The sequence below is a fragment of the Octadecabacter sp. B2R22 genome, assembly GCF_018861045.1.
Lineage (GTDB): Bacteria > Pseudomonadota > Alphaproteobacteria > Rhodobacterales > Rhodobacteraceae > Octadecabacter.
The window spans coordinates 523959-548801 of record NZ_JAHKQJ010000005.1 but is presented as its reverse complement, the minus strand read 5'-3'; the positions used below and the strand labels follow the sequence as shown (position 1 = coordinate 548801).

Sequence of the window (24843 nt, the reverse complement as noted above, 5' to 3'; positions counted from 1 at the left end):
CCAAGCAGGATGTGCTCGCGTGTCTGTGGCATTGGGCCGTCTGCTGCGTTCACAACCAAGATCGCGCCGTCCATCTGAGCAGCACCAGTGATCATGTTTTTGACGTAGTCAGCGTGGCCTGGGCAGTCAACGTGCGCGTAGTGACGTGCTTCTGTTTCGTACTCAACGTGCGCAGTGGAAATCGTGATACCACGTGCTTTTTCTTCTGGCGCGCCGTCAATCTGGTCGTACGCCTGGAAGTCACCGAAATACTTGGTGATCGCCGCTGTCAGTGTCGTCTTGCCGTGGTCAACGTGGCCGATTGTGCCGATGTTAACGTGCGGTTTATTACGTTCAAACTTTTCCTTAGCCATGATCTAGGCGCCTTGTCATTCGGGGGCACATTTGCGTGCCCTGTTCAACATCGCGGGCGATGTAATTCGGAATGACGGGGAAATCAAGAGTGAGTTACAAAGCGGCCTAATTCACGACCAAATCGGCGGGTGGTTCTTGTTCTGGTGCGATGAGCTCTGGGTTGTCCTCAAGCACGTTGCCTTGGATGATCGTTGCGTCCTCTTCCAGAACCTCAGGCACGCCACCGAACCAATCCGCATTTTCGCGCATGGTGCGTTCGATTGCGCGGGCTGCGTTGAATGACAGACCTTCCATCTGCTCCTCTGCGTCCCGCGTAAAGCCGGACCCAAGCAGAGGAATCGTGCAGCACGGTTCAAACACCGTGATCTGGATGGCTTCGTCATTGAGTTTTGTCTGGGTGGAATCCTCAAAGAAATTCACAGAAAAAATCAGGACGGATTTGGGCGAATAGACCAGCGGCACACCTGGATAGGCCAAGACATAGGCTTCTACGGCGACGCCGATGTGGAAGTATTTATCACCAAAATAGCGCGCCTCACCGAAACGATCATCAACGGCAGCAACCATGGCCGCCTGCCATTCATCGTCCGTGATCGTGCGCGAAAACGGGCCAAGCACAGGTTCATTTACGACGGCAATGTTGTGGCCAAGGCGAAAGGTCCCGATTGGATCGGGCGTTTCAGTCAGGTCGTCACGAATACCACCGCAGGCTGTCAAAACAATCAGCCCTATCAAAGCCACAAAAATCCGCATGCCATTCCCTTTAGTTGCTCGCCTATGCCTAACCTAAGGCCCGCGCCCTCGCAATCAAATGCAAAAGGCGTTCAAGACAGCCCTGCCGGTGATCCGCTTATGTAAACGTGTTGTCCCTTGGGAAACCACGCGGTGCCATACGGCCCGTGCCTGCGCGTTTTGCGGTCCACTCGGCCAATTCGGTTTCGGTGCGGGTGCGCCCTGCTGGGTCGAGCCAGCTGAGACCTTGCTCGAGAGTGAACGTGGTCGCGTCTGACAATCCGCCGTCTTTGTATTTCTGAAGACGGACACCTTTGCCGCGGCCCATTTCAGGCAGCTCTTCCAGCGGGAACAACAGAACTTTGCGGTTTTCACCGACGCAAGCAACGTGATCACCATTTACCGTTGAACAGACTTTGGCCCGCACGTCGCCCTTGACGTTCAAGACCTGTTTGCCTGCACGCGTCTGTGCGATCACGTCATTTTCAGGCACGACGAAACCATCACCTGCGGAAGACGCCACCAAAAGCTTATTACCCGGCTGATGAATGAACAGCGCCGTGATTTCAGCCTCATTCGGCAGATCCACCATCAAACGCAACGGTTCGCCCATGCCGCGCCCACCCGGAAGCGTGGATGCGCCAAGCGTATAGAACCGCCCGTTGCTGCCGAACACCAGCAAACGGTCGGTGGTTTGGGCGTGGAAGATAAAGCGGCCCTCGTCGCCGTCTTTGAATTTCAGCTCGCGGGACAGATCGATGTGTCCTGTCATTGCGCGAATCCAACCCATCTTGGAACAGACGACCGTGATCGGTTCTTTGTCGATCATCGCCTCAAGTGGAACGTCCTCGACTTCGCCAGCTTCAGCGAAGGTCGTGCGGCGTGCCCCACCTTCTACACCGGACCCGAACAATTTGCGGGTTTCACGCAGTTGTTCGGCAATGGATTTCCACTGCAGGTCTTCGCTGTCTAGCAAGTCCTCTAGCCCAGCGCGCTCAAGCATCAACTCGTCCCGTTCTTTAACGAGCGCTTCTTCCTCAAGGCGGCGCAAGCTGCGCAGACGCATGTTAAGGATGGCTTCGGCTTGAACGTCAGACAGACCATTTTCACGACCCGCATATGACGACGGAACTTTACGTTCGCTGTCTTCGGCCCATGTCGGGGCGATCGCATCTTCGTCGACAAGCAAAGACAGGCTGGACACATCAACACCCGCAAGCGGTGATTTATAGTCGGCTTCTGTCATGGCGCGCGGGATCGTTGATTGGTGTGCGGTGCTCCAATCTTCATACATCAAGGCCGCCTTGGGGTCGTCGTCATAGCGGATGATGTCGATCACGCGGTCAAGGTTCAGGAATGCGGTGATCAGGCCGGACAGAACCTCGAGCCGGTTGTCGATCTTGGCGACACGGTAGCGAGAGCGGCGGATCAACACATCGCGACGGTGATCAAGGAACGCACGCAGCACTTCTTTGAGACTACAGACCTTAGGCGTCAGGCCGTCAATCAGCACGTTCATGTTTAGGCTAAACCGCGTTTCCAGATCGGAATTGCGGTAAAGCATGCCCATAAGGACTTCGACGTCGACGTTCTTGGATTTCGGTTCCAGAACGATGCGAATGTCATCGGCAGATTCATCGCGCACGTCTGCTAGGATCGGAATCTTCTTGGTCTGAATAACTTCAGCCAGTTTTTCGATCAGCTTGGATTTTTGCACCTGATAGGGAATCTCGGTGACGATGACCTGCCACTGCCCACGGCCCACGTCCTCTACCTCGTACTTACACCGCAGGCGGAAGCCGCCTTTGCCAGTACGGTAGGCTTCGGCGATGTTTTCTTTGGGTTCGACAATGACGCCGCCTGTTGGGAAATCAGGGCCCGGAATGTATTCGAGCAGCGTTTCATCCCGCGCATTCGGCGCTTTGATAAGATGCAAACACGCGCCAATGAGTTCTTCGAGGTTATGGGGCGGGATGTTCGTCGCCATCCCCACAGCGATCCCGCTTGACCCATTCGCCAAGAGGTTCGGGAAGGTCGCGGGCAGAACGGAAGGCTCTTCAAGGCGACCATCATAGTTAGGGCGAAAATCGACAACGTTTTCGCCAAGGCCCTCAAGCATCGCTTCGGCGGCAGCTGTCATCCGTGCTTCTGTATATCGCGCGGCCGCAGGGTTATCGCCGTCGATGTTGCCAAAGTTACCTTGGCCATCAACCAGTGGATAGCGCACGTTAAAGTCCTGCGCCAAACGTGCCATCGCGTCGTAAATCGCCGCATCACCGTGCGGGTGGAAGTCCCCCATCGTGTCGCCACTGATCTTGGCAGACTTCAGGAAACCGCCCTTCGGAGACAGCTTTAGCCGCGACATCGCATATAGGATTCGACGGTGAACGGGCTTTAGCCCATCACGTGCATCCGGCAGCGCGCGGTGCATAATCGTGGACAGCGCGTAGGTTAGATACCTCTCACCCAGCGCACGGCGCAGGGTTTCGGTCGGGTTCATCTTTGGGTCTATCGTGTCATCGCTCATGGATCGTGTGTATCTAAGCCGCATATGCGCGACAACGATGAATTAAGACGCGGTTGCGGAATTTTTCCCCGCAGAATCCCTAAATAAGCCCCTGACGAATCCGTCACGAATTTGTTAACCTGTCTTCAGTGAATGGTACTGATGAATCTCTGGGGGGTTCTATTATGAAAAGTTATGTGTTGCTGACGTTTGGTTTTATGGGCTGGGCTTATTACGAAATGTCCGGTGGATCGGACTTTGTACCGGTTGAAACCGTAACCGCAGCCGTTGTGATCCAAGAAGATCAAGCGCCAGAAATCGTTACACGCGCCAGCAGCCCGACTTTGTTGGCTCTGTCCACATCTAACATCGTGTCATCAGATGACGTTAACGAAGCCGTTGCTGCCAACGTGGACGTCACCGAGAGTGACGAGGCCGTCGTGGTTCTTGCCGCAGCGCCCGTTGTTGCGCCAAAACTCGACATCCGAGAAGTCATGGGGTCACGCGTGAACATGCGTATGGGGCCTGGAACGGACTTTGAAGTCATCACAACATTGAACCCCGGCACCGAACTAGAAGTTCTAAATGTGAACGCGGATGGTTGGGCAAATGTCGCCACGGTTGATCGTGGTATCGAAGGTTGGATGGCAGCACGCCTCCTGACCGAGCCAAAAATCTAATTGCTGATGACGTCGGCACAAGGCATGACGTCAGCATGAAAAAATCCATTCTTATCACCGGCTGTTCATCCGGCATCGGGTATGATGCGGCGCACGGGATGCGCGACGCGGGTTGGCGTGTTTTTGCGTCGTGCCGTCGACAGGCCGACTGTGACCGCCTGATCGCGGAAGGCTTTGAAAGCCCCCTGTTAGATTACAACGACACCGCAACTTTGGAATCCGGCCTTGCTGAAGTATTAGCGGCTACTGGCGGAACGTTGGATGCGCTGTTCAACAACGGTGGGTTTGGAACCCCTGGTGCAGCCGAGGATTTGCCACGCGACGCGCTGCGGGCGAACTTTGAGACGAATGTGTTCGGTGTCCACGATCTGACCACTCGGGTCATTCCGGTGATGCGCGCGCAAGGGCATGGACGGATCGTCAATCACTCCTCCGTGCTCGGCCTTGTGGCGATGCGTTGGCGGTCCGCCTACAACGCGACGAAGTTTGCCCTTGAAGGCCTGACCGACACATTGCGCCTTGAGATGGCGGACACGGAGATCAAGATCGTGACGATGAACACGGGTCCCGTTACGTCTGACATTCGCAAAAAGTCCATTCCGCATTTTGAAAAGTGGATCGACTGGGAAAACTCACCCCGACGGGCGCAGTACGAATCCACCCTCCGCAAACGCCTTTATCAGGATAGCGGGCCTGATAAATTCGAGCTTCCGGCGTCTGCCGTGACGGCCAAACTGCTTACCGCCGTCACACATCCGAACCCGAAACCGCGATATTACGTCACAACCCCGACCTATTTGATGGGGTTTTTCAGGCGAATCCTGCCGACGCGCGCGCTTGACTGGGTTCTTCGCAAAGGCTGACCCTTCCCTTTCGCCGCGCAGATGTTAGCTGTCTGGCGTACCCAAGAGGAGTAAGACCATGGTCAACGATCCATTCTTTTACGTTATTATTGCGGCCTGCCTTCTGGTGGCTGTGATCCTTGCGTGGGGGCTGTCGACGTTTCAGGCAGGCGGCGACGGCAAACGATCCAACAAAATCATGCAGCTTCGCATTGCAGCACAGTTCGTCGCCGTGGTTCTTATCGTGGCCTTTGCCTACTTCAAAAGTAAAGGGAGCTGATCGATGGTCGTTCTGAACAAGATTTACACGAAGACTGGCGATTCCGGTGAGACCGCCTTGGGGAATGGCAGCCGTGTTGCCAAAAACTCGGAGCGGGTGAACGCCTACGGAACCGTTGATGAAACCAATTCAATCGTTGGGTTGGCGCGCCTTCATGCGGACGGCGATATGGATGCGCAACTGGCGATGATTCAGAACGATCTTTTCGATCTTGGGGCTGACCTGTGCCGTCCTGACATGGAAAACGATGCAACTGCCGAATACCCGCCCCTACGGATGGCGGACGCCCAAGTCACACGACTGGAAACAGAAATCGACGCCATGACGGCTGTCTTGGAACCCCTACGGAGCTTCATTCTTCCGGGTGGGTCTGCTTTGGCGGCACATCTTCATCAATGCCGAACAGTTTCGCGACGCGCAGAGCGGCTCACGGTTGAGCTGTCAGGTGTAGAAGCGGTCAATCCTGCGGCGGTTAAATACCTGAACCGTCTCTCTGACTGGTTCTTTGCCGCGTCCCGTATCGCCAATAATGGCGGCAAGGATGATGTGCTTTGGGTTCCGGGAGCAAATCGATAACGTTCAATTAGGACCTCAGAAGCCTTGACATCGTGAAATTTTTGGGCGTTTTTTCACAAACGCGACGTCAGGAATACGACCTGCGTCGATTCTGACCTATTCCCATCTTGCCCACTGCGGTATTGGGTACAAGAATTTGAACCGAAGCGTGAAAACGCTCACTTTTGGAGAAGTCGCCGATGAAGGTCCTCGTACCCGTCAAACGCGTGATCGACTATAACGTGAAAGTTCGTGTTAAAGCGGATGGTAGCGGTGTTGATCTCGCCAATGTCAAAATGTCCATGAACCCTTTCGATGAGATTGCTGTCGAAGAAGCAATCCGTCTGAAAGAAGCTGGCAAAGCCGAAGAAGTCATCGCCGTGTCCATCGGCGTGAAGCAGTCCCAAGAAACCCTGCGCACCGCGCTGGCGATGGGTGCTGACCGCGCGATTTTGGTTGTAGCGTCCGAAGACGTTCACAACGATATCGAACCCCTTGCCGTTGCGAAGATCCTTAAGGGGATCATCGACGAAGAACAGCCGGGTCTTGTGCTTGCTGGCAAGCAGGCGATCGACAACGACATGAATGCCACCGGCCAAATGCTTGCTGCTTTGACAGGTTGGGCGCAGGGTACATTTGCATCCGAGCTGGATGTGGATGGCGATACTGCGACAGTCACTCGTGAAGTCGACGGCGGCCTGCAGACGATCAAGATCAAGATGCCAGCCATCGTGACTGTTGATCTTCGCTTGAACGAGCCGCGTTACGCGTCTTTACCAAACATCATGAAGGCGAAGAAAAAGCCACTGGATGAAAAGACACCTGCGGATTACGGCGTGGACACGACACCACGTTTGGAAGTCGTTAAGACAGTTGAACCGGAATCCCGTGCCGCTGGCATTATCGTCGGCTCTGTCGATGAATTGATCGAGAAACTCAAAGAAGCGGGGGCTGTATAATGGCTGTTCTTCTGTTTGCTGAAGTAACCGACGGCGCGTTGAATATGGACGCGACTGCAAAGGCAATGACCGCTGCAAAGATGTTAGGCGACGTGACGATCCTGTGCGCAGGCGCAACAGCCAAAGCCGCTGCGGACGAGGCAGCCACTTTGGGCGCTGCAAAGGTTCTGCTGGCTGAGGACGATGCATTGGCACACCGCCTTGCGGAAGCCACGGCTGACCTTATCGTCTCATTGGCTGGCGATTATGATCACATCGTTGCCCCTGCAACGACAGACGCCAAAAACGTCATGCCACGTGTGGCCGCGTTGTTGGACGTGATGGTGATTTCGGATGCGTCCGGCGTTGTTGACGGCGACACATTCGAGCGCCCGATCTATGCAGGTAACGCGATCCAGACGGTCAAATCTTCTGACGCGAAAAAGGTTATCACCTTCCGGACATCTACATTTGACGCCGCCGAGGCGTCTGGTTCTGCTGCTGTTGAAGCGGTTGCCGTTCCGGGTGGCACTGGCCTGTCCGAGTGGGTTGAAGACAAGGTTGCCGAGTCTGACCGCCCCGAGCTTACGTCCGCTGGCGTCGTTGTGTCCGGTGGTCGTGGCGTTGGGTCTGAAGACGACTTCAAACTGATCGAAGGTCTGGCCGACAAACTGGGCGCGGCTGTTGGCGCGTCTCGTGCTGCGGTTGATTCTGGTTATGCACCGAACGATTGGCAGGTTGGCCAAACAGGCAAAGTTGTTGCACCTGATCTTTATGTTGCTGTCGGTATTTCCGGCGCGATCCAGCACCTTGCTGGTATGAAAGACTCCAAGGTCATCGTTGCAATCAACAAAGACGAGGAAGCTCCGATCTTTCAGGTTGCCGATTTCGGTCTTGTTGCCGACCTGTTCGAGGCTGTTCCTGAGCTGACTGAAAAGCTGGGCTAATCCCCGCGGGCTCAAACGCCATAATATTGTAGAAAGGCCCGCCCGTTTGTGGCGGGCCTTTTTCGTTTAACGCAAGCAGGCCATCAATGGCCCACGCAGAGCCTTCGCAACCGCTGCGTGGGTTTTCGCCCCCATGGCGTCTGCGGCGCCAAGAGTGTCGAGCGGTGCATAGCATTTTTCATCAAGGCCATCCTTTTCGATGGCGACTTCGACGATCTGCGCAACGTAATCGCGTAATCCTTCAACCATCCGAGCCGTAACCAGCGCATCTGCCTCATTACTTTGGCGAAGCCAAAGCACCACAACTGGCCCACCCGAGCGACCAACCAGTGTCTTCATCCGGCGCAACCACGTACGTTGGAGGTGTTCTTTCACCAGTTCGAAACGCTGTTCATCTTCCGCACGAAGGCGTGCAACCAAGTGGCCGGTAAAAGCGATCTCAGTAAAATCGACCTCGGGGAAGAGCTGTTTCAACTTGTCGGTCGGCCCAACAAATCGATCATTGCGACGCGGATGCACCTTGTAAAACGAGTTGCTGACATTCGCGACGTTCAGAACCTGAATGATTGTCGCGACGGCGTCATGGCACAAGGATTGCACGGCTGTATCACGCAGAAAGACATCTGGCCCCGCGGATTGAAAGCCGAGGTTAATACAGACTTCGCCTATCTCGGTCTCGACCCTATCTGGATAGGGATTACGGATATACTTCGCAAAGGTTTCCGACCCGCCCAAGAAGGCAACGAAGCGCCCTTCTGTTGATCGCATTGGACCGCGAAATGGTAGTTTTGACAGGCCGTAATGACACGGCGCTAGGCGCAATGCGCCCCTTGGTTTTATATCGGATTTCATGGGTCCCACCCTTCTAAATTTTCACTCACCACGGACAACATTCTGCCGATTCCATTGCCAAAGCCTTAAACACAGAATTTGCCTAAACTTGCCGACACCACGAGGGATTGAGCGTGCCCGCCCAGCCCCCTATGGTGACCCCAACCAGAAGGATCGAAATCATGAGCATTGAACGGATCGGCGTTGTTGGAGCAGGGCAAATGGGCAGCGGTATCGCGCATGTTTGCGCCTTGGCCGGTTACGATGTTCTGATGACAGACATTAGCGATGACGCCCTAAAGGCGGCATTGGCGGGGGTTGGCAAAAACATGGACCGTCAGGTTTCCAAGGGCTTGATAACAGAGGACGAAAAGTCCGAAGGGTTGCGCCGGATCGGCACCACGCTGACCCTCACAGACCTTGGCCCGACAGACTTGGTGATCGAGGCTGCGACTGAACGAGAGACCGTCAAGCAAGCCATTTTCGAAGACCTGCTGCCACATTTGACCCCTGACACGATCCTGACGTCCAACACGTCATCCATCTCGATTACGCGCCTTGCATCGCGCACAGATCGCCCCGAGAAATTCATGGGGTTCCACTTCATGAACCCCGTTCCGATCATGCAATTGGTCGAACTGATCCGCGGTATTGCCACAGATGCCCCGACATTTGACGCATGCAAAGGTGTCGTGGACCGTTTGGGCAAGACGTCAGCAACCGCCGAGGATTTCCCTGCGTTCATCGTCAATCGCATCTTGATGCCGATGATCAACGAAGCGGTCTATGCGTTGTATGAAGGTGTGGGGAACGTGGAATCCATTGATACATCGCTAAAACTCGGTGCGAACCATCCGATGGGCCCGCTTGAGCTGGCTGACTTTATCGGGTTGGATACCTGCCTTGCGATTATGAACGTGTTGCACGACGGTCTGGCAGATACGAAATACCGCCCTTGTCCACTGCTGACAAAATACGTTGAGGCTGGATGGCTGGGTCGCAAGACCAAGCGTGGCTTCTACGATTACCGTGGCGAAACGCCCGTTCCGACCCGTTAAGTTTCCTTAAGAGACAGCGTATGTTCGCGGAGCCACGCCATAAACGCGCGTGGGTCTTTGCTGCGCTCGGCGACCTCGTCCGGCAAGATCGGGGCACCGATCACCGGTTTCTGGGGTTTATCGAACGCATGTGCGATCTCGTGGATCAACAAACCCTGGCGCAGCGTACCGCTTATCTTGTTGGCGATCTGATACCAGCGCGAGTTAAACCCCGGGAAGTAGCACGGCACAACGGTGGCGCCGGATCGTTTGATCATTTTTGCAGTGAAGACGTTCCACTCTTCCTCAACGACAGGGCCCCACATCGTCTTGGACGTCGCCACTACGCCTGATGGGAACAGCGCGATCAACCCGTCATTGCCAAGGTGCTCCATGGCTTTGGCGCGCATTTCGATCATTTTCTTCTGCGCATCGGCTTCGTGAAGGAATGGCACAGGAATCATGTAGCTAGCAGCACTTTCGTCGATCCCCGTCAGAAGGGAGCGTGTCAAAATGCGGTAGTCGTTACGGCGGCGCCCGATAATATCAGCAAGGATCATTCCGTCGACCATCCCGTGCGGGTGGTTTGCGACAAAAACAACGGGGCCTGTCGCGGGAATGTTGTCGAACTGCTCTTGGGGGGTCGTGATTTCGATCCCCATAGCTTTCATCGTGGCCGGCCAGAATTCTTGGCCCTTATGAGTGCCCATCTTTTCGAATTGGCGGACACGACGGATGACCTTCAACTTACCGGTCAGCCATTCCATCCCCATGATGAACCAGCGCTTGGTGTTGCTGTCAAAGGTTTCGGAATACGTCAAAGATCGGTTGTCATAGACGCGAGGTGCGTCTTCGTCCGCCGTTTGGCTCCGTGTTCTTGTCGCCTTGTCAGTCAAGCGTTTGCTTCCTAGCCACTCGCGGAATGAGGCGTCAGTTGCCTTCTCCGAATTTGTCAGCCACCAGAGCATCCAGCGCATCCATGAGCTGTTCAGCCTGGGGGCCGTTGGTTTCGACCTCAATAGAGGTTCCCTTAGAAGCTGCCAACATCAAAAGACCCATGATGCTATCACCATCAGCCGAAAGCCCATCCTTTGAGACCTCTGCCGTGGCGTCAAACTGTTCGGCCACGTCTACAAATTTCGCAGATGCGCGAGCATGCAGGCCCTTAATGTTGGTGATGTTCAGTACGCGCGAAACCATAACCTGCCCCTAAGTGTCCAGTTCGACAATGTGGCTGTCGATGTATTTGCGGCCTGCATCAAGTGCGGCAGACACAGCATCGTTAACAGATTTCCTGCGAGATTTTGCGAGTTTCACAAGCATCGGAAGATTCGCACCATAAAGGATGCGGCGGTTGGACGGGCTACAGGCCCTCAGCGACAGGTTGGATGGGGACCCACCAAACATATCTGTGACGACAACGACGCCGTCCCCCATATCGGACGCATCAGCAGCATTGCAGATTTCTTCTTGCTTAACCGCGCGGTCATCTTCGGGCGCAATCGTGATGGCATAGACGCCAGACTGTTTTCCGACCACATGTTCCACGGCGGAAAGATATTCCGCCGCCAGTCCACCATGGGCCACAATCACGATTCCGATCACTCTTGTATCCTTACGATCCGCTAGATGCTGGGCGAGTCGACGCCGCTCGATCCAATTCTCGGTGTCGTTTAGACACCCGCCAATCGTTGTTCGCAAGGGCCAAGACCAATTGTTCCGTCACATAAACGGACCGATGTTGCCCGCCGGTACAGCCAAACCCGACACTAACGTGCGATTTTCCTTCCTCTCGGAAAGCCGGGAGTAGCATCAAAAGCAGGTCTAAAACTTTGTCCATAAACTCCGCTGCGCGCGGGTCTGTCTGGATGTAGTCCCCAACAGCCGCGTCCAAGCCGGTGAATGTTCGCAAGGCAGGGTCCCAATAGGGATTCTTGAGAAACCGACAATCGAACGTCATATCGACGCCCTTCGGTGCCCCACGCTTATAAGAAAATGATTGCAGGCTCACGCCAAACAAGCTGCCGCCCTCCTCGCCAAACCAATCCGTGAGCCGCGCCTTGAGGTCATGAGGTGACAAATCAGATGTATCCAGAAGGATTTCCGCCTGTTCGCGCAAAGGCGCAAGAAGGTCAGCCTCTTTGCGGATACCTTGGATTGCGGGCTCATCAGGGGCGAGAGGGTGGCGACGGCGTGTTTCGGAATAACGGCGAACCAGCGTGTCTTCGTCCGCTTCGAGGTAGAGAAGCTGCGCGTCGATGTCGTTCCTCCGCTGGAGGTTTTTCAACATTTCAGCGACGGCCGCGTTCGAAAAGTCCCGATTGCGGACATCGATTCCAATTGCCAATGGGGATTGTAATTCGCCATCCGTCAGCCGCGGGATCAATGTCAGGGGGACGTTATCAATTGCCTCAAACCCGAGGTCTTCAAGCACATTGATTGCCGTAGATCGCCCCGCACCGGACGGCCCACTTACGACGATTAACTTCTGCGGCTTAGGGGAGTCGTTTGCCATCTTCAGTCCCAACCTATCCAGATCAATCCGAACGTTCATGTTTCATATACTGCATAATTGCGTCGGCGAAATGGCTCGTCTCGGAGTTGTGAAGGAGCGCGACCTGCTCGCCCATTAGCTCAATACTGCGCCACGGTGGGATGCGGTCCGTTTCAACCGTTCCTAGATCAACAATTAAACGCAGTGGTGCTTTCTCGATGTGATCGACAGACAAGATGCCGACTCCACGTGCTTCAATTCGCCCCTTAAGGGTTGGCGGACATTGCGCGATCAACCCTTGTGACGTCCGCACAATCCAAGTGATGTCATCAGCCAAAAGCACCGCACCACGTGACATCAGCGCCAGCGCATGCCCTGACTTTCCAGAGCCGGACGGGCCTGTCAGGGCAACTGCGTGGCGGTTTATAACAACAGTACTGGCATGAAGCTGCAATCGACCGTCAGGCCCCTCTTTGGGCGCAACCGACAGCATTTAGACCGGCAGGCCGACGACAAAGCGCGCGCCCAAAGGATCGGATCCGATGTCTGCGTCCGTCGGGCGGATATTCTCTGCCCAGATCACACCACCGTGCGCCTCAACGATTTGCTTTGAAATCGCGAGACCAAGGCCTGAGTTGTCGCCGAACTGTTGTTCAGGCCGTTCCGAATAGAAACGCTGGAACACTTTTTGTAATGCGCCATCGGGAATACCCGGCCCAGTGTCTTCCACAACGACCAGCACACGATTCTCGCGTTTACGGACCCAGACGCGGATCGCGTCGCCATCTTCACAAAACGAAATTGCGTTGGAAATCAGGTTCACGAAAACCTGCGCCAATCGACCCTCTAGGCCCAAAATCTCAATTGGGCCTTCGGGCAGATCGGAAATGAAATCGACACCCTTTTCTTTCGCCTGATTACCCAAGAATTCGGTCAGGTGACCCAGCATCTTGATCAGGTTGAAGGCTTCTTCCTCTTCCTTCACAAGCTCGGAGTCCAAACGTGATGCATTGGAAATGTCACTCACCAAACGGTCCAATCGCTGCACATCGTGCTCAATTACTTCTAGCATCCGATCACGATGATCCTGACGCGTGACGTTTCGCAATGTGCCAACCGCAGAGCGCAGGGACGCCAGCGGGTTTTTTATCTCATGGGCAACGTCGGCGGCAAATTGTTCGTTGCCCTCAATCCGGTCGAACAGGGCAGATACCATTCCGCGCAGCGCCCCCGATAAGCGACCGATTTCATCCGGACGGCCTGTCAGGTCAGGAATTTGAATGCTGTGAGGAGACTTTTTGCGGGCGTTTCGATCCCGGCCCAGCTCTGCCGCTTTCGCTAGGTCAGACAGCGGGTGCGCAATCGTGGAGGCAAGCACAAGGCTCAGCGCGATGGAGACAATGACCCCGATGAAAAACACCTGAAGAAGCCGCTCACGGTCGCGCGCGACCAGATCATCCAGCTCTCCCGGGGATGAGACAAGGGCAATTACACCAACCGACGCCCCACCCTGCTGGACAACAGGAGTCAGGACTTTGAAGAAGGATCGCCCTTGGCCATCCTTCAGGGTCTCCAACCACGTTCCACCATCAAGGGTTGTTTGCACATCGTCCTGCAAATCTTCGGTCAGGTCCAAGGTGCCGGTTTCGTCGCCTCGCGTTCCAAACAAACCTGAAATTTTTTCAAACGCACCGTTAAGAAGCCTCGTTATGAACACGCTGCTTCCGCCACGTTCAAGCCCGGGAACTGGAGTGTCTTCTGTTGTCGGGGCAGACCATTTTTGAACGAGCGTGCCGCTTCGATCCAGAAGATAGACATCGAGACCGCCCCGAAGATCGAGGTTTTCGAGTGTGATCTGCGCATCCATACCGTCACCGCTCATCAGATTGACGGGAGCATTGATGGGCAGTTGCGCTTCAAACACATCCGCGATGAGTTCAACTTCGCTGACCAACGCGCTGCCACGTTGGTACGTCAGGTTGTCGCGTGCGGGGTCAAGGTAAAGCACCCCTGCAACCATCACGATCAGCCCCAACAGGTTGAACGTAATGATTTTACGGGCAATTGGCGACTTGCGTAGGTGGAACAACCCGCGACGTTTGCGGCGCTGCGTCATTGCATCGCCGGAACGCGGGGAAACAAAGTCTTCCCCAAGCACAACGCCGCCACCTTCGCGCGCAGCGTTGCGCACGGATTTTAGGTCTCGGACGTCAATCTTTGGGGCAACCGTCATGGAAGGTCCCTACTAAAGGAGCGGCAACATTACTCTTCGTTGTATCGATAACCGATACCATAAAGCGTTTCGATCGCCGAAAATTCATCATCAGCCGTGCGCATCTTCTTGCGCAGACGCTTGATGTGGCTGTCGATCGTGCGGTCATCTACGTAAACCTGATCGTCATATGCGACGTCCATAAGCTGATCCCGCGATTTCACGAAACCTGGACGCTGTGCCAATGCCTGCAGCAAAAGGAACTCGGTGACGGTCAGAGACACGTCATTGCCTTTCCATTTTACAGCATGGCGCAATGGATCCATCGAGAGATCGCCACGAACGAGGACTTTGGTTTCCTCGGTCTCTTCAATAGGTTCGCCGGACATCGCATCCTGACGGCGCAACAACGCACGAATGCGTTCTACCAAAAGACGTTGGCTGAATGGTTTCTTAACGTAGTCGTCGGCGCCCATGCGAAGGCCGAGTACTTCGTCAATCTCATCATCTTTAGATGTAAGAAAAATCACAGGCATGGTGGTTTTCTGGCGAAGACGCTGAAGCAGGTCCATTCCATCCATGCGCGGCATTTTGATGTCCAAAACGGCCATGTCAGGAAGGCGCTTGTTAAAAGCGTCAAGCGCCTGCTGGCCATCTGCATACGTCTCGACCTCGAAGCCCTCAGCCTCGAGTGTGATCTGTACGGAAGTCAAAATATTCCGGTCGTCATCGACAAGTGCGATTCGTGACATGTTACTGCCCCTCTACTGCTCAATTATTATTGCCTGTTTTTTCTTAGTTTTGCCCTACTTACGGTCAACGAATCAATCCAAAACTAGGAAAAAGCGGCAATCGACACCTTCTTGTGCCCTTAAAAAGGGTAACCAATGGCTAAAATGTCTCACTTCTGGCCGGAACGCCGATAATCTCCGAGCGGCGAACCGCCTTGGTGGCGCTAACTGGAATATGATTGCGCTAACTGCGTTAAAGGCGACTATTCACATCATAAATCCCCGTGTTAAGTGCGGTTCATCGAGGCCGCGTCGGCCTCTAAATTTTAGGAGAGATACAATGGACCACGGCACGGCCAACCCTTCGATGAAACTGCAGGATCAGGGCATCAGCGGGCTGGGGCAGGTCTATTATAACTATTCCGAAGACGACCTTATCGCCGAAGCGCTGAAGCGCGACGAGGGTCAACTCGGCAAAGGCGGAACGTTCCTTGTGACGACTGGTAAATTCACCGGTCGTTCCCCGAAGGACAAACACGTCGTTCGCAGCGCCACCACCGAAGACACAATCTGGTGGGACAACAACGCAGCACAAGCCCCCGAAGCATTTGATCGCCTCTATGAGGACATGATCGCGCATATGAACGGTAAGGATTACTTCGTTCAGGACTTGTTCGGCGGTGCCGATCCGGCGCACCGTCTAGACGTTCGTTTTGTGACGGAACTGGCGTGGCACGGGCTGTTCATCCGCCACATGATGCGCCGTCCTGAAGCGTCCGAAGTTGAAACCTTCGCTCCGGACTGGACAGTGATCAACTGCCCAAGCTTCTTGGCCGACCCAGAGCGCCATGGCTGCCGAAGCGAAACAGTCATCACCATGAACTTTGATCGCAAGATGATCTTGATCGCAGGTACTGAATACGCGGGCGAAAACAAAAAATCTGTTTTCACACTGCTCAACTACCTGCTGCCAGAAAAAGACATCATGCCGATGCACTGTTCCGCCAACCACGCCAAAGACAATCCTGTCGATAGCGCTGTGTTCTTTGGCCTGTCAGGCACGGGTAAAACAACACTTTCCGCTGACCCGAACCGCACGCTGATCGGCGACGACGAGCACGGCTGGTCGGACCGCGGCATCTTTAACTTTGAGGGCGGCTGCTACGCCAAAACCATTGGCCTGAACCCCGAAGCCGAACCTGAAATCTACGCAACAACGCAGATGCCTGGCACGGTTATCGAAAACATGGTGTTCGATCCTGAGACCCTTGAGCTGGACTTTGACGATGACAGCCTGACGGCCAACATGCGTTGTGCCTACCCGCTGAACTATATCTCCAATGCGTCCGAAAGCGCACTGGGCGGTCACCCCAAGAACATCATCATGCTGACATGTGATGCATTCGGTGTGTTGCCTCCGATTGCACGGCTGACACCTGCACAAGCAATGTATCACTTCCTGTCGGGCTTTACGTCCAAGGTCGCTGGCACAGAGCGCGGTGTGACTGAGCCAGAGCCAACGTTTTCCACGTGCTTTGGTGCGCCCTTCATGCCGCGCCGCCCGGAAGTCTACGGTAAGCTGTTGCAGAAGAAGATTGCGGAGCATGGCGCGACTTGCTGGCTGGTAAACACAGGCTGGACCGGTGGCGCGTATGGCACTGGCAACCGCATGCCGATCAAAGCGACACGCGCGTTGTTGACGGCTGCGTTGAACGGTTCACTGGTTGAGGGTCAGTTCCGCAAGGACGCGAACTTTGGCTTTGATGTACCGCTTGCCTGTGACGGCGTTGATGATGTGCTGCTAAGCCCACGTGACACTTGGGCCAATGGCGCGGACTACGATGCGCAAGCAAACAAATTGGTCGACATGTTCTCCGGCAATTTCGAACAATATGTTCCGTTCATTGACGATGATGTCAAAGCCGCAGCAATCGGCTAAAGTCGTCGCATGATGATGCGAACCTTATATCTTGGCAGCGCCCTCGCAGTTTGCGGGGGCGTTGTCGTTTATGCACAAAACATCGATACCGTCTCACCCCTTCTGGGATTTTATAAAGCCGGTGTTCTTTGTGCGATCGAAGGCGGCGTCGTTCGTGATGCCCCAAACACCGTCGCGGGGAGCACTCATGTGGTCGAAGATGCGCCACCCTTTGTCAGCGAGGGCCGGTTGGTTCCAGCGGTGATCGGGGTCGGGTTCGGCGTTCGCGCAGGCATTCAAGGCACGCTTGGCCAAGACAACGTCGTCATGACGGTCACGCACCCGCCGCTTATTGGCAACGGCCAAACCAAGCAAAGTTTCAGCACGTCAATCGGCGCTGAGCTGACCCCTGGCATTACGTTTTACCAGTTCGACTACCCATATGAGTTGGCACTTGGCGACTGGACGATGACGGCCAGATCCAACGGGGTCACGTATTATGAAACGACATTCACGGTTGTGCCGCCCGAAACGCTACCCGAATTGGCTTCGGTTTGCGGCTACACGGACCTGTTTAGTTAACCAAGCATCGCACGGCGGATCAGGTTCAGGCCCGCAACGGCCAACACAATGAGGGTCAACATGCGAAACCTCTCTTGCGGAATCTGATCTTGCAGACGGAACCCGATCCATAGCCCTACAAAAGCAAACGGCAGGATCGTGAGCGTCAAAGGCAGGTTCTCACTCCGCAGCACACCCGTCTGAAGGTGCGCCCCAGCCAGCGCGACCGCACCAATGCCGTAGATCACCCCTTGAGCGCGCATCTGGTCCTGTTTTGGTGTGTTCACTGCGGTCAGATATGCAACCGTCGGCGGCCCCCAAACACCCGAGATACCCCCTACAAAACCAGCAAAACTGCCAATGATTGCATCCAGTCGGGTTGATCGTGCGGAGAGTTTTGGTTTCCAGCCTGCCAACTGCAAAACCGAAAACAGCGCGACGGGAACTCCGATCAATGCATAGAGCATTTGCGGTTCAAGAATGCGGACAAGCTGGGCGCTCATCACCAGCACTACAACCAAACACGCAAGGAAGACGCGAAACTCACGTATCGTTTGAACGGCGCTTTGCATGCCCTGACGCAACGACTGCCATACGTTTGTTAGAAGGGTCGGCAATATCAAAGCGGCTAATGCCTGCTCTGGTGGCAATACTAACGTCATACCTGAAATCAGAATCATCGGCATCGCGAAGCCAACGACACCTTTCACCAGCCCGGCGAACACCGCCACCGCGAGAATGTACGCCAAAGCGCCAATACCGTCGATTCCAAGTAAATATTCCATAATCAACCAGATACACCTCGTTTCACCCCTCTGCACTCAATTTCCGTTCGGTTATTTTCGTTCGCAAACTCACTTTTTCGCGAATTATTATTGCGCTGCACCTGCGAGAGCGTTATTTCTGCGACTGCATAATAAAGGAGTCGACCATGCCCCTCGACGCACAAGACAAAACTGCGCTGTTGCCTGACCTTCTGACCACCACAGGAGCCGTGATCGCACCGGCTCGCGCACTTCTCGAGACAGCAAAAGACTGCGTTCGGGAGCTCGTGGTTGTTGATGGCCGCGTTTCAGGACCCAAGGTTGAGGCCGAACAAACGGCATCCCATGGGCTGGCATGGCTGGCGACATACGTTGAAGCCTTGGCGCAGATGCAGGTTTGGGCGGAAAAGCTGAAATCGGACGGCAGGTTCGGTGAGGTTGAACAGTTGATCCACCAGATCGCGTTCGGCGAATACCTTGCGCAAATCAGCGGTGGCATCCCGATGAACCAAGGCGAAATTTTGCGCCTGCAAGACATCGGCCTAACGCAAGATCAAATGAATACGTTGGCCACGCCTGAAATTCAGACCCTAACCCAAAGCGGAAACACCCAAGCCGCACGTCTGCGCCTTGTGGCCTTGATGCAGGAACGCAGTGCAGAAGTAACCGTCGGGGCAACTGGCCTTGATGAAGAGCTGGAAATGATCCGCGATCAGTTCCGCCGTTATGCTGTCGAAAAGGTCGAACCTTTCGCCCACGAATGGCACTTGAAAGACGAATTGATCCCGATGGACGTCATCGATGAACTTGCCGAAATGGGCGTATTTGGCCTGACGATCCCCGAAGAATACGGCGGCTTTGGGCTGTCCAAAGCATCTATGTGTGTCGTTTCCGAAGAACTGTCTCGCGGCTACATCGGTGTTGGATCGCTTGGGACACGCTCCGAAATTGCCGCCGAACTGATCATCGCAGGCGGTACGGAAGAGCAGAAACAGAAATGGTTGCCAGCTTTGGCCAGTGCCGAGAAACTGCCAACAGCCGTATTCACGGAACCGAACACCGGGTCTGACCTTGGATCGCTTCGCACACGCGCAGTTAAAGATGGTGACGACTACACCGTTACAGGCAACAAGACTTGGATCACCCATGCAAGCCGCACGCACGTCATGACACTGTTGGCCCGCACGGACCCAAACACGACGGACTACAAAGGTCTGTCCATGTTCTTGGCCGAAAAGACACCGGGCGATGACGCGAACCCGTTCCCGACCGAGGGCATGACGGGCGGTGAAATCGAAGTGCTCGGTTATCGTGGCATGAAGGAATACGAACTCGCGTTTGATGGCTTTGCGGTCAAAGGTGAAAACCTTTTGGGTGGTGAAGAGGGCAAAGGCTTTAAGCAGCTGATGGAGACATTCGAGTCCGCCCGCATTCAGACGGCCGCCCGTGCCATTGGTGTGGCTTGTTCGGCTATGGATGTGGCGATGCAGTATGCGCAGGATCGCAAACAGTTCGGCAAAAGCCTGATCGAATTCCCTCGCGTGGCCAACAAACTTGCCATGATGGCCGTTGAAATCATGGTCGCACGTCAGCTGACCTATTTCAGCGCCTTTGAGAAAGACGAGGGCCGCCGCTGCGACGTCGAAGCAGGCATGGCGAAATTGCTGGGCGCACGGGTTGCGTGGGCGGCTGCGGACAACGCATTGCAAATCCACGGCGGCAACGGCTTTGCACTTGAATACAAAGTCAGCCGTATCCTGTGCGACGCCCGCATCTTAAACATCTTTGAAGGTGCAGGTGAAATTCAGGCTCAGGTGATTTCACGCCGCATTCTGTAAGACCCCTACTTAAACGGGATCAACACACAGGGCATCGAACGCAGGTTCGGTAAATTGGTGATGACGTATTCTTCACAGTCTGCGAGCGCAGCCGCCGCTGCGGCCGCGGGCGTTTCATAGTCCCACACAATGGCATAGGCCCCGTCTTCGCTGACGGCCATTGCGCGATACGTGCCCCAGTCCGCGCCCGGGTTGTTGAAATACGCAGCCGCTTCGGGGGCAAGGCTCACTTGCCCGTCTTCTAGTGGCACGTACCCTTCGGGATATAGTTCAGCGAAGATAAGGCACCCTGCGCCCTGCTTGAGGCATTCCTCAATGGCAATATCGCGAGCAGCTTCAATAGAGTTTGCGCCCGTAACATACCCGTAGCCAAATTCCTTGGTGATCGCGAAAGCACCGAAATAGACGTGCCCCTCAAGAAAATCTTCCTCAAACACGGATCGGACCTCGTCGGGTAACCGGAGGCCGGATGCCTGTTCTAACACACCAACTGGGGGGTAAGTTACCACCTCTCGGATAGGTTCTCTGAATTCGACCTGCGTTACGCTCGGACCCATTGTGGGTAATGTCAGAGTGGCGGCGATAACAAATTCTACAATCATATTTTTCTCCTGAATACGTCATAGGAAAGCACGCAATCCCGTATTGGTAAAGATTCCCCTTTTTGGATGCTGTGCCCAAAGGTTACATTACAAACATGATCAAGCCCCTGCTGATATTGATGTTCCTAGCTCTCGCAGCCTGCCAAGGGGATGAAAGCGTGTCCAAATTCACCGACCCGGAAGCTGAATATCAGTTAGCTGAAATAGATGACGCACCGTTTACGGCGCTTGCAACTATCAGTTTTCCAGAGGAAGGACGCGTCGAGGGGCAAGCGCCCTGCAATCGTTACTTCGCAACACAGACTGCGCCTTATCCTTGGTTTGCTCTCGAAGGGATCGGCGCGACGCGCATGGCCTGCGAAAATCTTGCTGCCGAATCCGCATTCTTTGCCGCATTGGAAGTCATGACGTTGTCCGAGGTTCAGGGCGGTACGCTCATCCTGTCGAACGTCGATGGACGATCAATGGTTTTCAAAGCCCGTTAAGTCGAGCGCTTCAAGACGTCGATCAAGCGTTGGCGGGCATCGGGTAAAGGGCGATCCCCCAGCGATTTCGCGAGGTGATGGTGCAGGAAATGTCCTGTGGTTTTCAACGCAATCAAGATGTCAGGGATATCAGCATCCCCCTTGCCCAGCATGACCTTTGGCAAAGCCAACAATCGGTCGGCCCATTCGCCCGCAGCCAGCCGTGAAACGGCACGCCCAGTTCGCGGAGAGACATAGAACAGATCATCGTTCAGGCCTGATACGGCACACGCGGACAGATCCAATGCAAAACCCATTTCTTCGAGCAGGGCGATTTCCCACTGAAGGTATGCAAGCGGCCAAACCTCATTTTGTCCAAGCAGATCAAGTAGGGCGATAGTGCGATCATAGAGCGGCGGGTGGGTTTCGCGTTCTGGCAAAACAAATGCCAGAATACCCGTCACAGCATTTAACCCCGCCAACGCCAGACGATCCTGCATCACCTGAGCTGCGCGACTGCGGACAGGTTCGATGGTAAAGCTTCCGAGGTGATTTTCGAGGCGCGCTTTCCACGTTACGTCCAGTTGGGCGCCGGGTTGAAGCAAGGGTGCGATCTTGCGGCTTGTACCGCCACGCACGATGCCTGCTGCCTTGCCATGGGTCTGGGTAAACACCTCAATGATGGCGGAGTTTTCACCGTGTTTTCGGACCTTCAACAAAGCCCCTTCATCGCGCCATTCAATCATAGCGACAACCTAGGCCAAGGAGGGGTCGTCTAGCAAATGGCGGCCCTGACGGTCTTCGACCTCAATCACCCAAAGGTCAGGGTCAAACCCTGCCTGTTTGTCCAACGATGCATCCACGTCGGGTTCGGGTCCTTCGGCCAAGGTGACCCATTCGCGGTCTCCTGACATCAGGTCAAACTGGCGCTGAAACGCGCGGGCATTGCCATCCAATGTGTTGAGTTTCACCAAAACGGAACCGGCCGTCGCATCGCCCTTGCGCACAACAAAGGCGGGGATTTCAACCAACCGCAGACGGGTCAAATAGGCAGACACCCAAAGGTCGGATGTCAGACGGGTGCTCAAGCGTTGCCGTCCTTAAAGTCGAGGCCCATTTCAGAATAGCGTTCAGATTCTTCAAGCCAGCCCGGACGGACCTTAACCTGTAGGAACAGGTGAACCTTGCGACCCAAAAACTCAACGAGCTCTTCGCGGGACGCTTTGCCGACGGCCTTGATGGTTTCGCCGCGATTGCCCAAGACGATGCCTTTGTGGCCGTCCCGCATAACGTAAACGATTTGGTCGATTTTGCAGGACCCGTCTTTGCGCTCTTCCCAGTTCTCGGTCTCAACGGTCAGCTGATACGGTAGCTCTTGGTGCAAACGCAGGGTCAGCTTTTCGCGGGTCATTTCAGCGGCGATCATCCGCAGCGGTAAGTCAGCGATCTGGTCTTCTGGGTAAAGCCACGGCTCTTCGGGCATCCGCTCGGCCAACCATGTGCGCAGCGTATCGACACCGTGGCCTTTTTCGGCAGATATCATAAAGGTCTCGGCGAAATCAAAGCGTTCGTTCAGGTCCTTGGTGAGGCCAAGCAGAACCGGCGCTTCAACGCGGTCGATCTTGTTGATCGCCAAAGCAACGGTGCGGCCTTTGCCGACATCGCCGAGACGTTCCAAAATCGCTTCGACGCCTTTGGTGATACCACTGTGCGCTTCGATCATCAGGACAACGACGTCCGCATCTGCAACACCGCCCCAAGCGGCCGCAACCATCGCGCGATCAAGGCGGCGTTTGGGCTGGAACAGACCCGGCGTGTCAACGAACACGATCTGGCTTGAGCCCTCGATAGCCACGCCGCGAATGCGGGCACGGGTCGTCTGGACCTTATGGGTCACGATTGACACTTTCGCGCCAACCATCCGGTTCAACAGTGTAGACTTACCTGCGTTTGGCTCACCGATGAGGGCAACAAAACCGGCGCGTTGTGGGGTATCATCGCTCATGTATCTTCTCCTTGCACGCGGGCCAAAAGGGCTGCGGCTGCGGCCTGCTGGGCCTGTCGTTTGTTCGGCGCTTTCGCCTGTTCGGAAGCGCCTGACTTAAGGCGGACTTCAATCGTAAAGACGGGCGCGTGGTCAGGACCGCTTCGGGTGATTTCCGTGTACGATGGCGGTGGCTCGCCCTTCGCCTGTGCCCATTCTTGTAACGCCGTTTTCGGATCACGGGCGTCTTCTTCGACGTTGGTGATCCGATCCCCCCAAAGCGCAACAACACGGTCGCGTGCGACCTCAAAACCAGCGTCTACATAGACCGCTGCAATGACTGCTTCCATGGCGTCGCCAAGCAGCGCTTCTTTGCGGCGACCGCCGGTCAACATCTCTGAGCGGCCCAGTTTCAAGACAGCGCCCAGATCAATCTGGCGGGCGACATCTGCACAGGTTTCTTTGCGCACAAGCGCGTTGAACCGCGGGGCAAGCAGCCCTTCGGGTGCGTTCTTGTCAGCCTCAAGAAGCGCTTCTGCCATCACGAGACCAAGCACACGATCCCCGAGAAATTCAAAACGCTGGTTGTCGTCGCGGTGTGGCGAGGACATGGACGAATGGGTGACCGCGCGGATCAAGTGCTCTGGCTTGGCAAAACTGTGGCCAAGCCTGTCTTGAAACTCACGAAGTGCGCCCGACAGTTTCACTCGACGGCCTTGAAGTAACGATCAGCTCTCCATGTCCAGAACGCCAACAGCGAACGGCCCGATGAGGAGAACATGACGCGGTCTGCACGACCAACAATATCTTCGTATGGAACAAAGCCAACACCACCAGAAATCTGAGGCACGCGGCTGTCAGAGGAGTTGTCGCGGTTGTCGCCCATGAAGAAATACTGACCCTCAGGAACGGTGAAGATGCCCGTGTTGTCTAGGTCACGTTCGCCGATGTTCAAAACAGAGTATTCTGTGCCGTTCGGCAGTGTTTCCGTGAACCGCTGCTTTAGGCAGTCTGCCCCCAAACCAACAGCGCCGTTGGTACAGCGTGGAAGGTTGCCCTGCCCGCCTTGGCGTTCCATCGTTTCTGTGAACAGACCCGCTTCGGTTTGCGCTACTTCTTCGCCATTCAGAATGATGACGCCGTTTTGCACCTGAACGGTGTCACCGGGCATCCCTATCAAGCGTTTGATAAAGTCGCGGCCTGAAACCGGGTGGCGAAAGACAACAACATCGCCGCGTTCCGGTTCTGACCCGAACAGGCGTTCATTGCCGCCTTTGAATACGCCGCAGAAATCTTCGGCATCAACATCCAAGCCGACAGCAGGGATAATAATCGTCGGGCAAGACGCGTAAGAATAGCCATAGGCCATCTTGTTGACGAACAAGAAATCGCCGATCAGCAGCGTTTCTTTCATTGATCCCGATGGAATCCAAAATGGTTGAAACAGGAATGTACGAAACACGCCCGCGATAAGCAGCGCGTAAACGACTGTTTTTACTGTTTCTTTAATGGATGCCCACACGGCCCAACCTCACGTTTAATCGTCAATAAAATCTGGGGTTATGTGCGCGTG

General features: G+C 55.0%; 29 protein-coding genes. 11 read left to right on the top strand and 18 right to left on the bottom strand.

Annotation, left to right across the window (positions count from 1 at the left end):
* The 3 genes from KO486_RS05340 to KO486_RS05330 all read right to left on the bottom strand — a co-directional run.
* On the bottom strand, window positions 1–353 hold a 353-nt coding region (locus tag KO486_RS05340), incomplete at its 3' end, for a GTP-binding protein (RefSeq protein WP_216035651.1).
* A gap of 106 nt (window positions 354–459) precedes the next feature.
* Window positions 460–1107, bottom strand: a complete 648-nt coding sequence (locus KO486_RS05335; RefSeq protein WP_216036202.1) for a hypothetical protein — start codon at window positions 1105–1107, stop codon at window positions 460–462.
* 97 nt (window positions 1108–1204) lie between these two features.
* Window positions 1205–3613, bottom strand: coding sequence for a DNA topoisomerase IV subunit A (locus KO486_RS05330; RefSeq protein WP_216036201.1), 2409 nt, complete (start codon window positions 3611–3613; stop codon window positions 1205–1207).
* A gap of 164 nt (window positions 3614–3777) precedes the next feature.
* Between KO486_RS05330 and KO486_RS05325 the strand changes: the two genes are divergently transcribed.
* The 6 genes from KO486_RS05325 (at window position 3778) to KO486_RS05300 (ending at window position 7834) form a co-directional block, all read left to right on the top strand.
* Window positions 3778–4272 (top strand): SH3 domain-containing protein, encoded by a 495-nt coding sequence (locus KO486_RS05325; RefSeq protein WP_216036200.1) that lies wholly within the window; start codon window positions 3778–3780, stop codon window positions 4270–4272.
* A 35-nt stretch (window positions 4273–4307) separates the two neighbouring features.
* Window positions 4308–5135, top strand: coding sequence for an SDR family NAD(P)-dependent oxidoreductase (locus KO486_RS05320; RefSeq protein ID WP_216036199.1), 828 nt, complete (start codon window positions 4308–4310; stop codon window positions 5133–5135).
* 58 nt (window positions 5136–5193) lie between these two features.
* Window positions 5194–5394, top strand: a complete 201-nt coding sequence (locus tag KO486_RS05315; protein ID WP_216036198.1) for a twin transmembrane helix small protein — start codon at window positions 5194–5196, stop codon at window positions 5392–5394.
* Window positions 5395–5397: 3 nt separating this feature from the next.
* The gene (locus KO486_RS05310) at window positions 5398–5970 is read left to right on the top strand and encodes a cob(I)yrinic acid a,c-diamide adenosyltransferase (RefSeq protein ID WP_216036197.1); all 573 of its coding nucleotides are present in this window, start codon (window positions 5398–5400) and stop codon (window positions 5968–5970) included.
* A gap of 179 nt (window positions 5971–6149) precedes the next feature.
* Window positions 6150–6908: an electron transfer flavoprotein subunit beta/FixA family protein gene (locus KO486_RS05305; RefSeq protein ID WP_216036196.1), complete on the top strand. Its 759-nt coding sequence runs from the start codon at window positions 6150–6152 to the stop codon at window positions 6906–6908.
* Window positions 6908–7834, top strand: a complete 927-nt coding sequence (locus KO486_RS05300) for an FAD-binding protein (protein ID WP_216036195.1) — start codon at window positions 6908–6910, stop codon at window positions 7832–7834. Before KO486_RS05305 ends, KO486_RS05300 begins: the two co-directional genes overlap by 1 nt.
* A gap of 66 nt (window positions 7835–7900) precedes the next feature.
* Here KO486_RS05300 and KO486_RS05295 read toward each other — a convergent pair whose 3' ends face one another.
* Window positions 7901–8686: a DUF6473 family protein gene (locus tag KO486_RS05295; RefSeq protein WP_216036194.1), complete on the bottom strand. Its 786-nt coding sequence runs from the start codon at window positions 8684–8686 to the stop codon at window positions 7901–7903.
* A gap of 161 nt (window positions 8687–8847) precedes the next feature.
* Here KO486_RS05295 and KO486_RS05290 point away from each other — a divergent pair, with 161 nt between their 5' ends.
* Window positions 8848–9723, top strand: a complete 876-nt coding sequence (locus KO486_RS05290) for a 3-hydroxybutyryl-CoA dehydrogenase (RefSeq protein WP_216036193.1) — start codon at window positions 8848–8850, stop codon at window positions 9721–9723.
* Here the strand turns inward: KO486_RS05290 and KO486_RS05285 are convergent.
* Genes KO486_RS05285 through KO486_RS05255 form a run of 7 tightly spaced genes read right to left on the bottom strand, consistent with a single transcriptional unit; the run spans window position 9720 to window position 15160 of the window.
* Window positions 9720–10598: a lysophospholipid acyltransferase family protein gene (locus KO486_RS05285; protein ID WP_252734563.1), complete on the bottom strand. Its 879-nt coding sequence runs from the start codon at window positions 10596–10598 to the stop codon at window positions 9720–9722. The genes KO486_RS05290 and KO486_RS05285 overlap by 4 nt on opposite strands.
* A gap of 34 nt (window positions 10599–10632) precedes the next feature.
* Window positions 10633–10902 (bottom strand): HPr family phosphocarrier protein, encoded by a 270-nt coding sequence (locus KO486_RS05280; RefSeq protein ID WP_216036191.1) that lies wholly within the window; start codon window positions 10900–10902, stop codon window positions 10633–10635.
* Window positions 10903–10911: 9 nt separating this feature from the next.
* A complete protein-coding gene (locus tag KO486_RS05275) occupies window positions 10912–11307 on the bottom strand; it encodes a PTS fructose transporter subunit IIA (RefSeq protein WP_216036190.1) in 396 nt (131 codons plus the stop codon).
* Between the two features lie 10 nt (window positions 11308–11317).
* Window positions 11318–12217 carry an RNase adapter RapZ gene (gene rapZ / locus KO486_RS05270; RefSeq protein WP_216036189.1) on the bottom strand — a complete coding sequence of 300 codons (900 nt, stop codon included), beginning with the start codon at window positions 12215–12217 and terminating at the stop codon, window positions 11318–11320.
* Between the two features lie 22 nt (window positions 12218–12239).
* A complete protein-coding gene (locus KO486_RS05265; protein WP_216036188.1) occupies window positions 12240–12689 on the bottom strand; it encodes an HPr kinase/phosphatase C-terminal domain-containing protein in 450 nt (149 codons plus the stop codon).
* Entirely contained in the window at window positions 12690–14429 is a 1740-nt protein-coding gene (locus KO486_RS05260) for a sensor histidine kinase (RefSeq protein WP_216036187.1), read from the bottom strand. It abuts the gene before it with no gap.
* Between the two features lie 29 nt (window positions 14430–14458).
* Entirely contained in the window at window positions 14459–15160 is a 702-nt protein-coding gene (locus KO486_RS05255; RefSeq protein ID WP_216036186.1) for a response regulator transcription factor, read from the bottom strand.
* A gap of 319 nt (window positions 15161–15479) precedes the next feature.
* On the opposite strand from KO486_RS05255, the gene KO486_RS05250 reads away from it, so the two are divergent.
* Together KO486_RS05250 and KO486_RS05245 are read left to right on the top strand one after the other, a co-directional pair.
* A complete protein-coding gene (locus KO486_RS05250) occupies window positions 15480–17078 on the top strand; it encodes a phosphoenolpyruvate carboxykinase (RefSeq protein WP_216036185.1) in 1599 nt (532 codons plus the stop codon).
* 9 nt (window positions 17079–17087) lie between these two features.
* The gene (locus tag KO486_RS05245; RefSeq protein ID WP_216036184.1) at window positions 17088–17639 is read left to right on the top strand and encodes a DUF3859 domain-containing protein; all 552 of its coding nucleotides are present in this window, start codon (window positions 17088–17090) and stop codon (window positions 17637–17639) included.
* On the opposite strand, the gene KO486_RS05240 is transcribed toward KO486_RS05245, so the two are convergent.
* Entirely contained in the window at window positions 17636–18403 is a 768-nt protein-coding gene (locus KO486_RS05240) for a sulfite exporter TauE/SafE family protein (RefSeq protein ID WP_216036183.1), read from the bottom strand. The two genes, KO486_RS05245 and KO486_RS05240, sit on opposite strands and share 4 nt — an antisense overlap.
* 146 nt (window positions 18404–18549) lie before the next feature.
* Here KO486_RS05240 and KO486_RS05235 point away from each other — a divergent pair, with 146 nt between their 5' ends.
* Window positions 18550–20220, top strand: a complete 1671-nt coding sequence (locus KO486_RS05235; RefSeq protein WP_216036182.1) for an acyl-CoA dehydrogenase family protein — start codon at window positions 18550–18552, stop codon at window positions 20218–20220.
* 5 nt (window positions 20221–20225) lie between these two features.
* On the opposite strand, the gene KO486_RS05230 is transcribed toward KO486_RS05235, so the two are convergent.
* Window positions 20226–20822 (bottom strand): DUF4189 domain-containing protein, encoded by a 597-nt coding sequence (locus tag KO486_RS05230; RefSeq protein WP_216036181.1) that lies wholly within the window; start codon window positions 20820–20822, stop codon window positions 20226–20228.
* A 95-nt stretch (window positions 20823–20917) separates the two neighbouring features.
* Between KO486_RS05230 and KO486_RS05225 the strand changes: the two genes are divergently transcribed.
* Window positions 20918–21307 (top strand): META domain-containing protein, encoded by a 390-nt coding sequence (locus KO486_RS05225; RefSeq protein ID WP_216036180.1) that lies wholly within the window; start codon window positions 20918–20920, stop codon window positions 21305–21307.
* Here the strand turns inward: KO486_RS05225 and recO are convergent.
* From recO to lepB, 5 genes are read right to left on the bottom strand one after another with little or no spacing between them, the layout of a single operon-like run.
* Window positions 21304–22032, bottom strand: a complete 729-nt coding sequence (gene recO / locus KO486_RS05220; protein ID WP_216036179.1) for a DNA repair protein RecO — start codon at window positions 22030–22032, stop codon at window positions 21304–21306. The two genes, KO486_RS05225 and recO, sit on opposite strands and share 4 nt — an antisense overlap.
* A gap of 9 nt (window positions 22033–22041) precedes the next feature.
* A complete protein-coding gene (locus tag KO486_RS05215) occupies window positions 22042–22374 on the bottom strand; it encodes a DUF1491 family protein (protein ID WP_216036178.1) in 333 nt (110 codons plus the stop codon).
* Window positions 22371–23291 carry a GTPase Era gene (era, locus tag KO486_RS05210; RefSeq protein WP_216036177.1) on the bottom strand — a complete coding sequence of 307 codons (921 nt, stop codon included), beginning with the start codon at window positions 23289–23291 and terminating at the stop codon, window positions 22371–22373. Before era ends, KO486_RS05215 begins: the two co-directional genes overlap by 4 nt.
* The gene (gene rnc, locus KO486_RS05205) at window positions 23288–23977 is read right to left on the bottom strand and encodes a ribonuclease III (RefSeq protein WP_216036176.1); all 690 of its coding nucleotides are present in this window, start codon (window positions 23975–23977) and stop codon (window positions 23288–23290) included. The genes era and rnc overlap by 4 nt, the downstream gene beginning before the upstream one ends.
* Window positions 23974–24792 (bottom strand): signal peptidase I, encoded by an 819-nt coding sequence (gene lepB, locus KO486_RS05200; RefSeq protein WP_216036175.1) that lies wholly within the window; start codon window positions 24790–24792, stop codon window positions 23974–23976. The genes rnc and lepB overlap by 4 nt, the downstream gene beginning before the upstream one ends.
* Window positions 24793–24843: the final 51 nt, after the last annotated feature.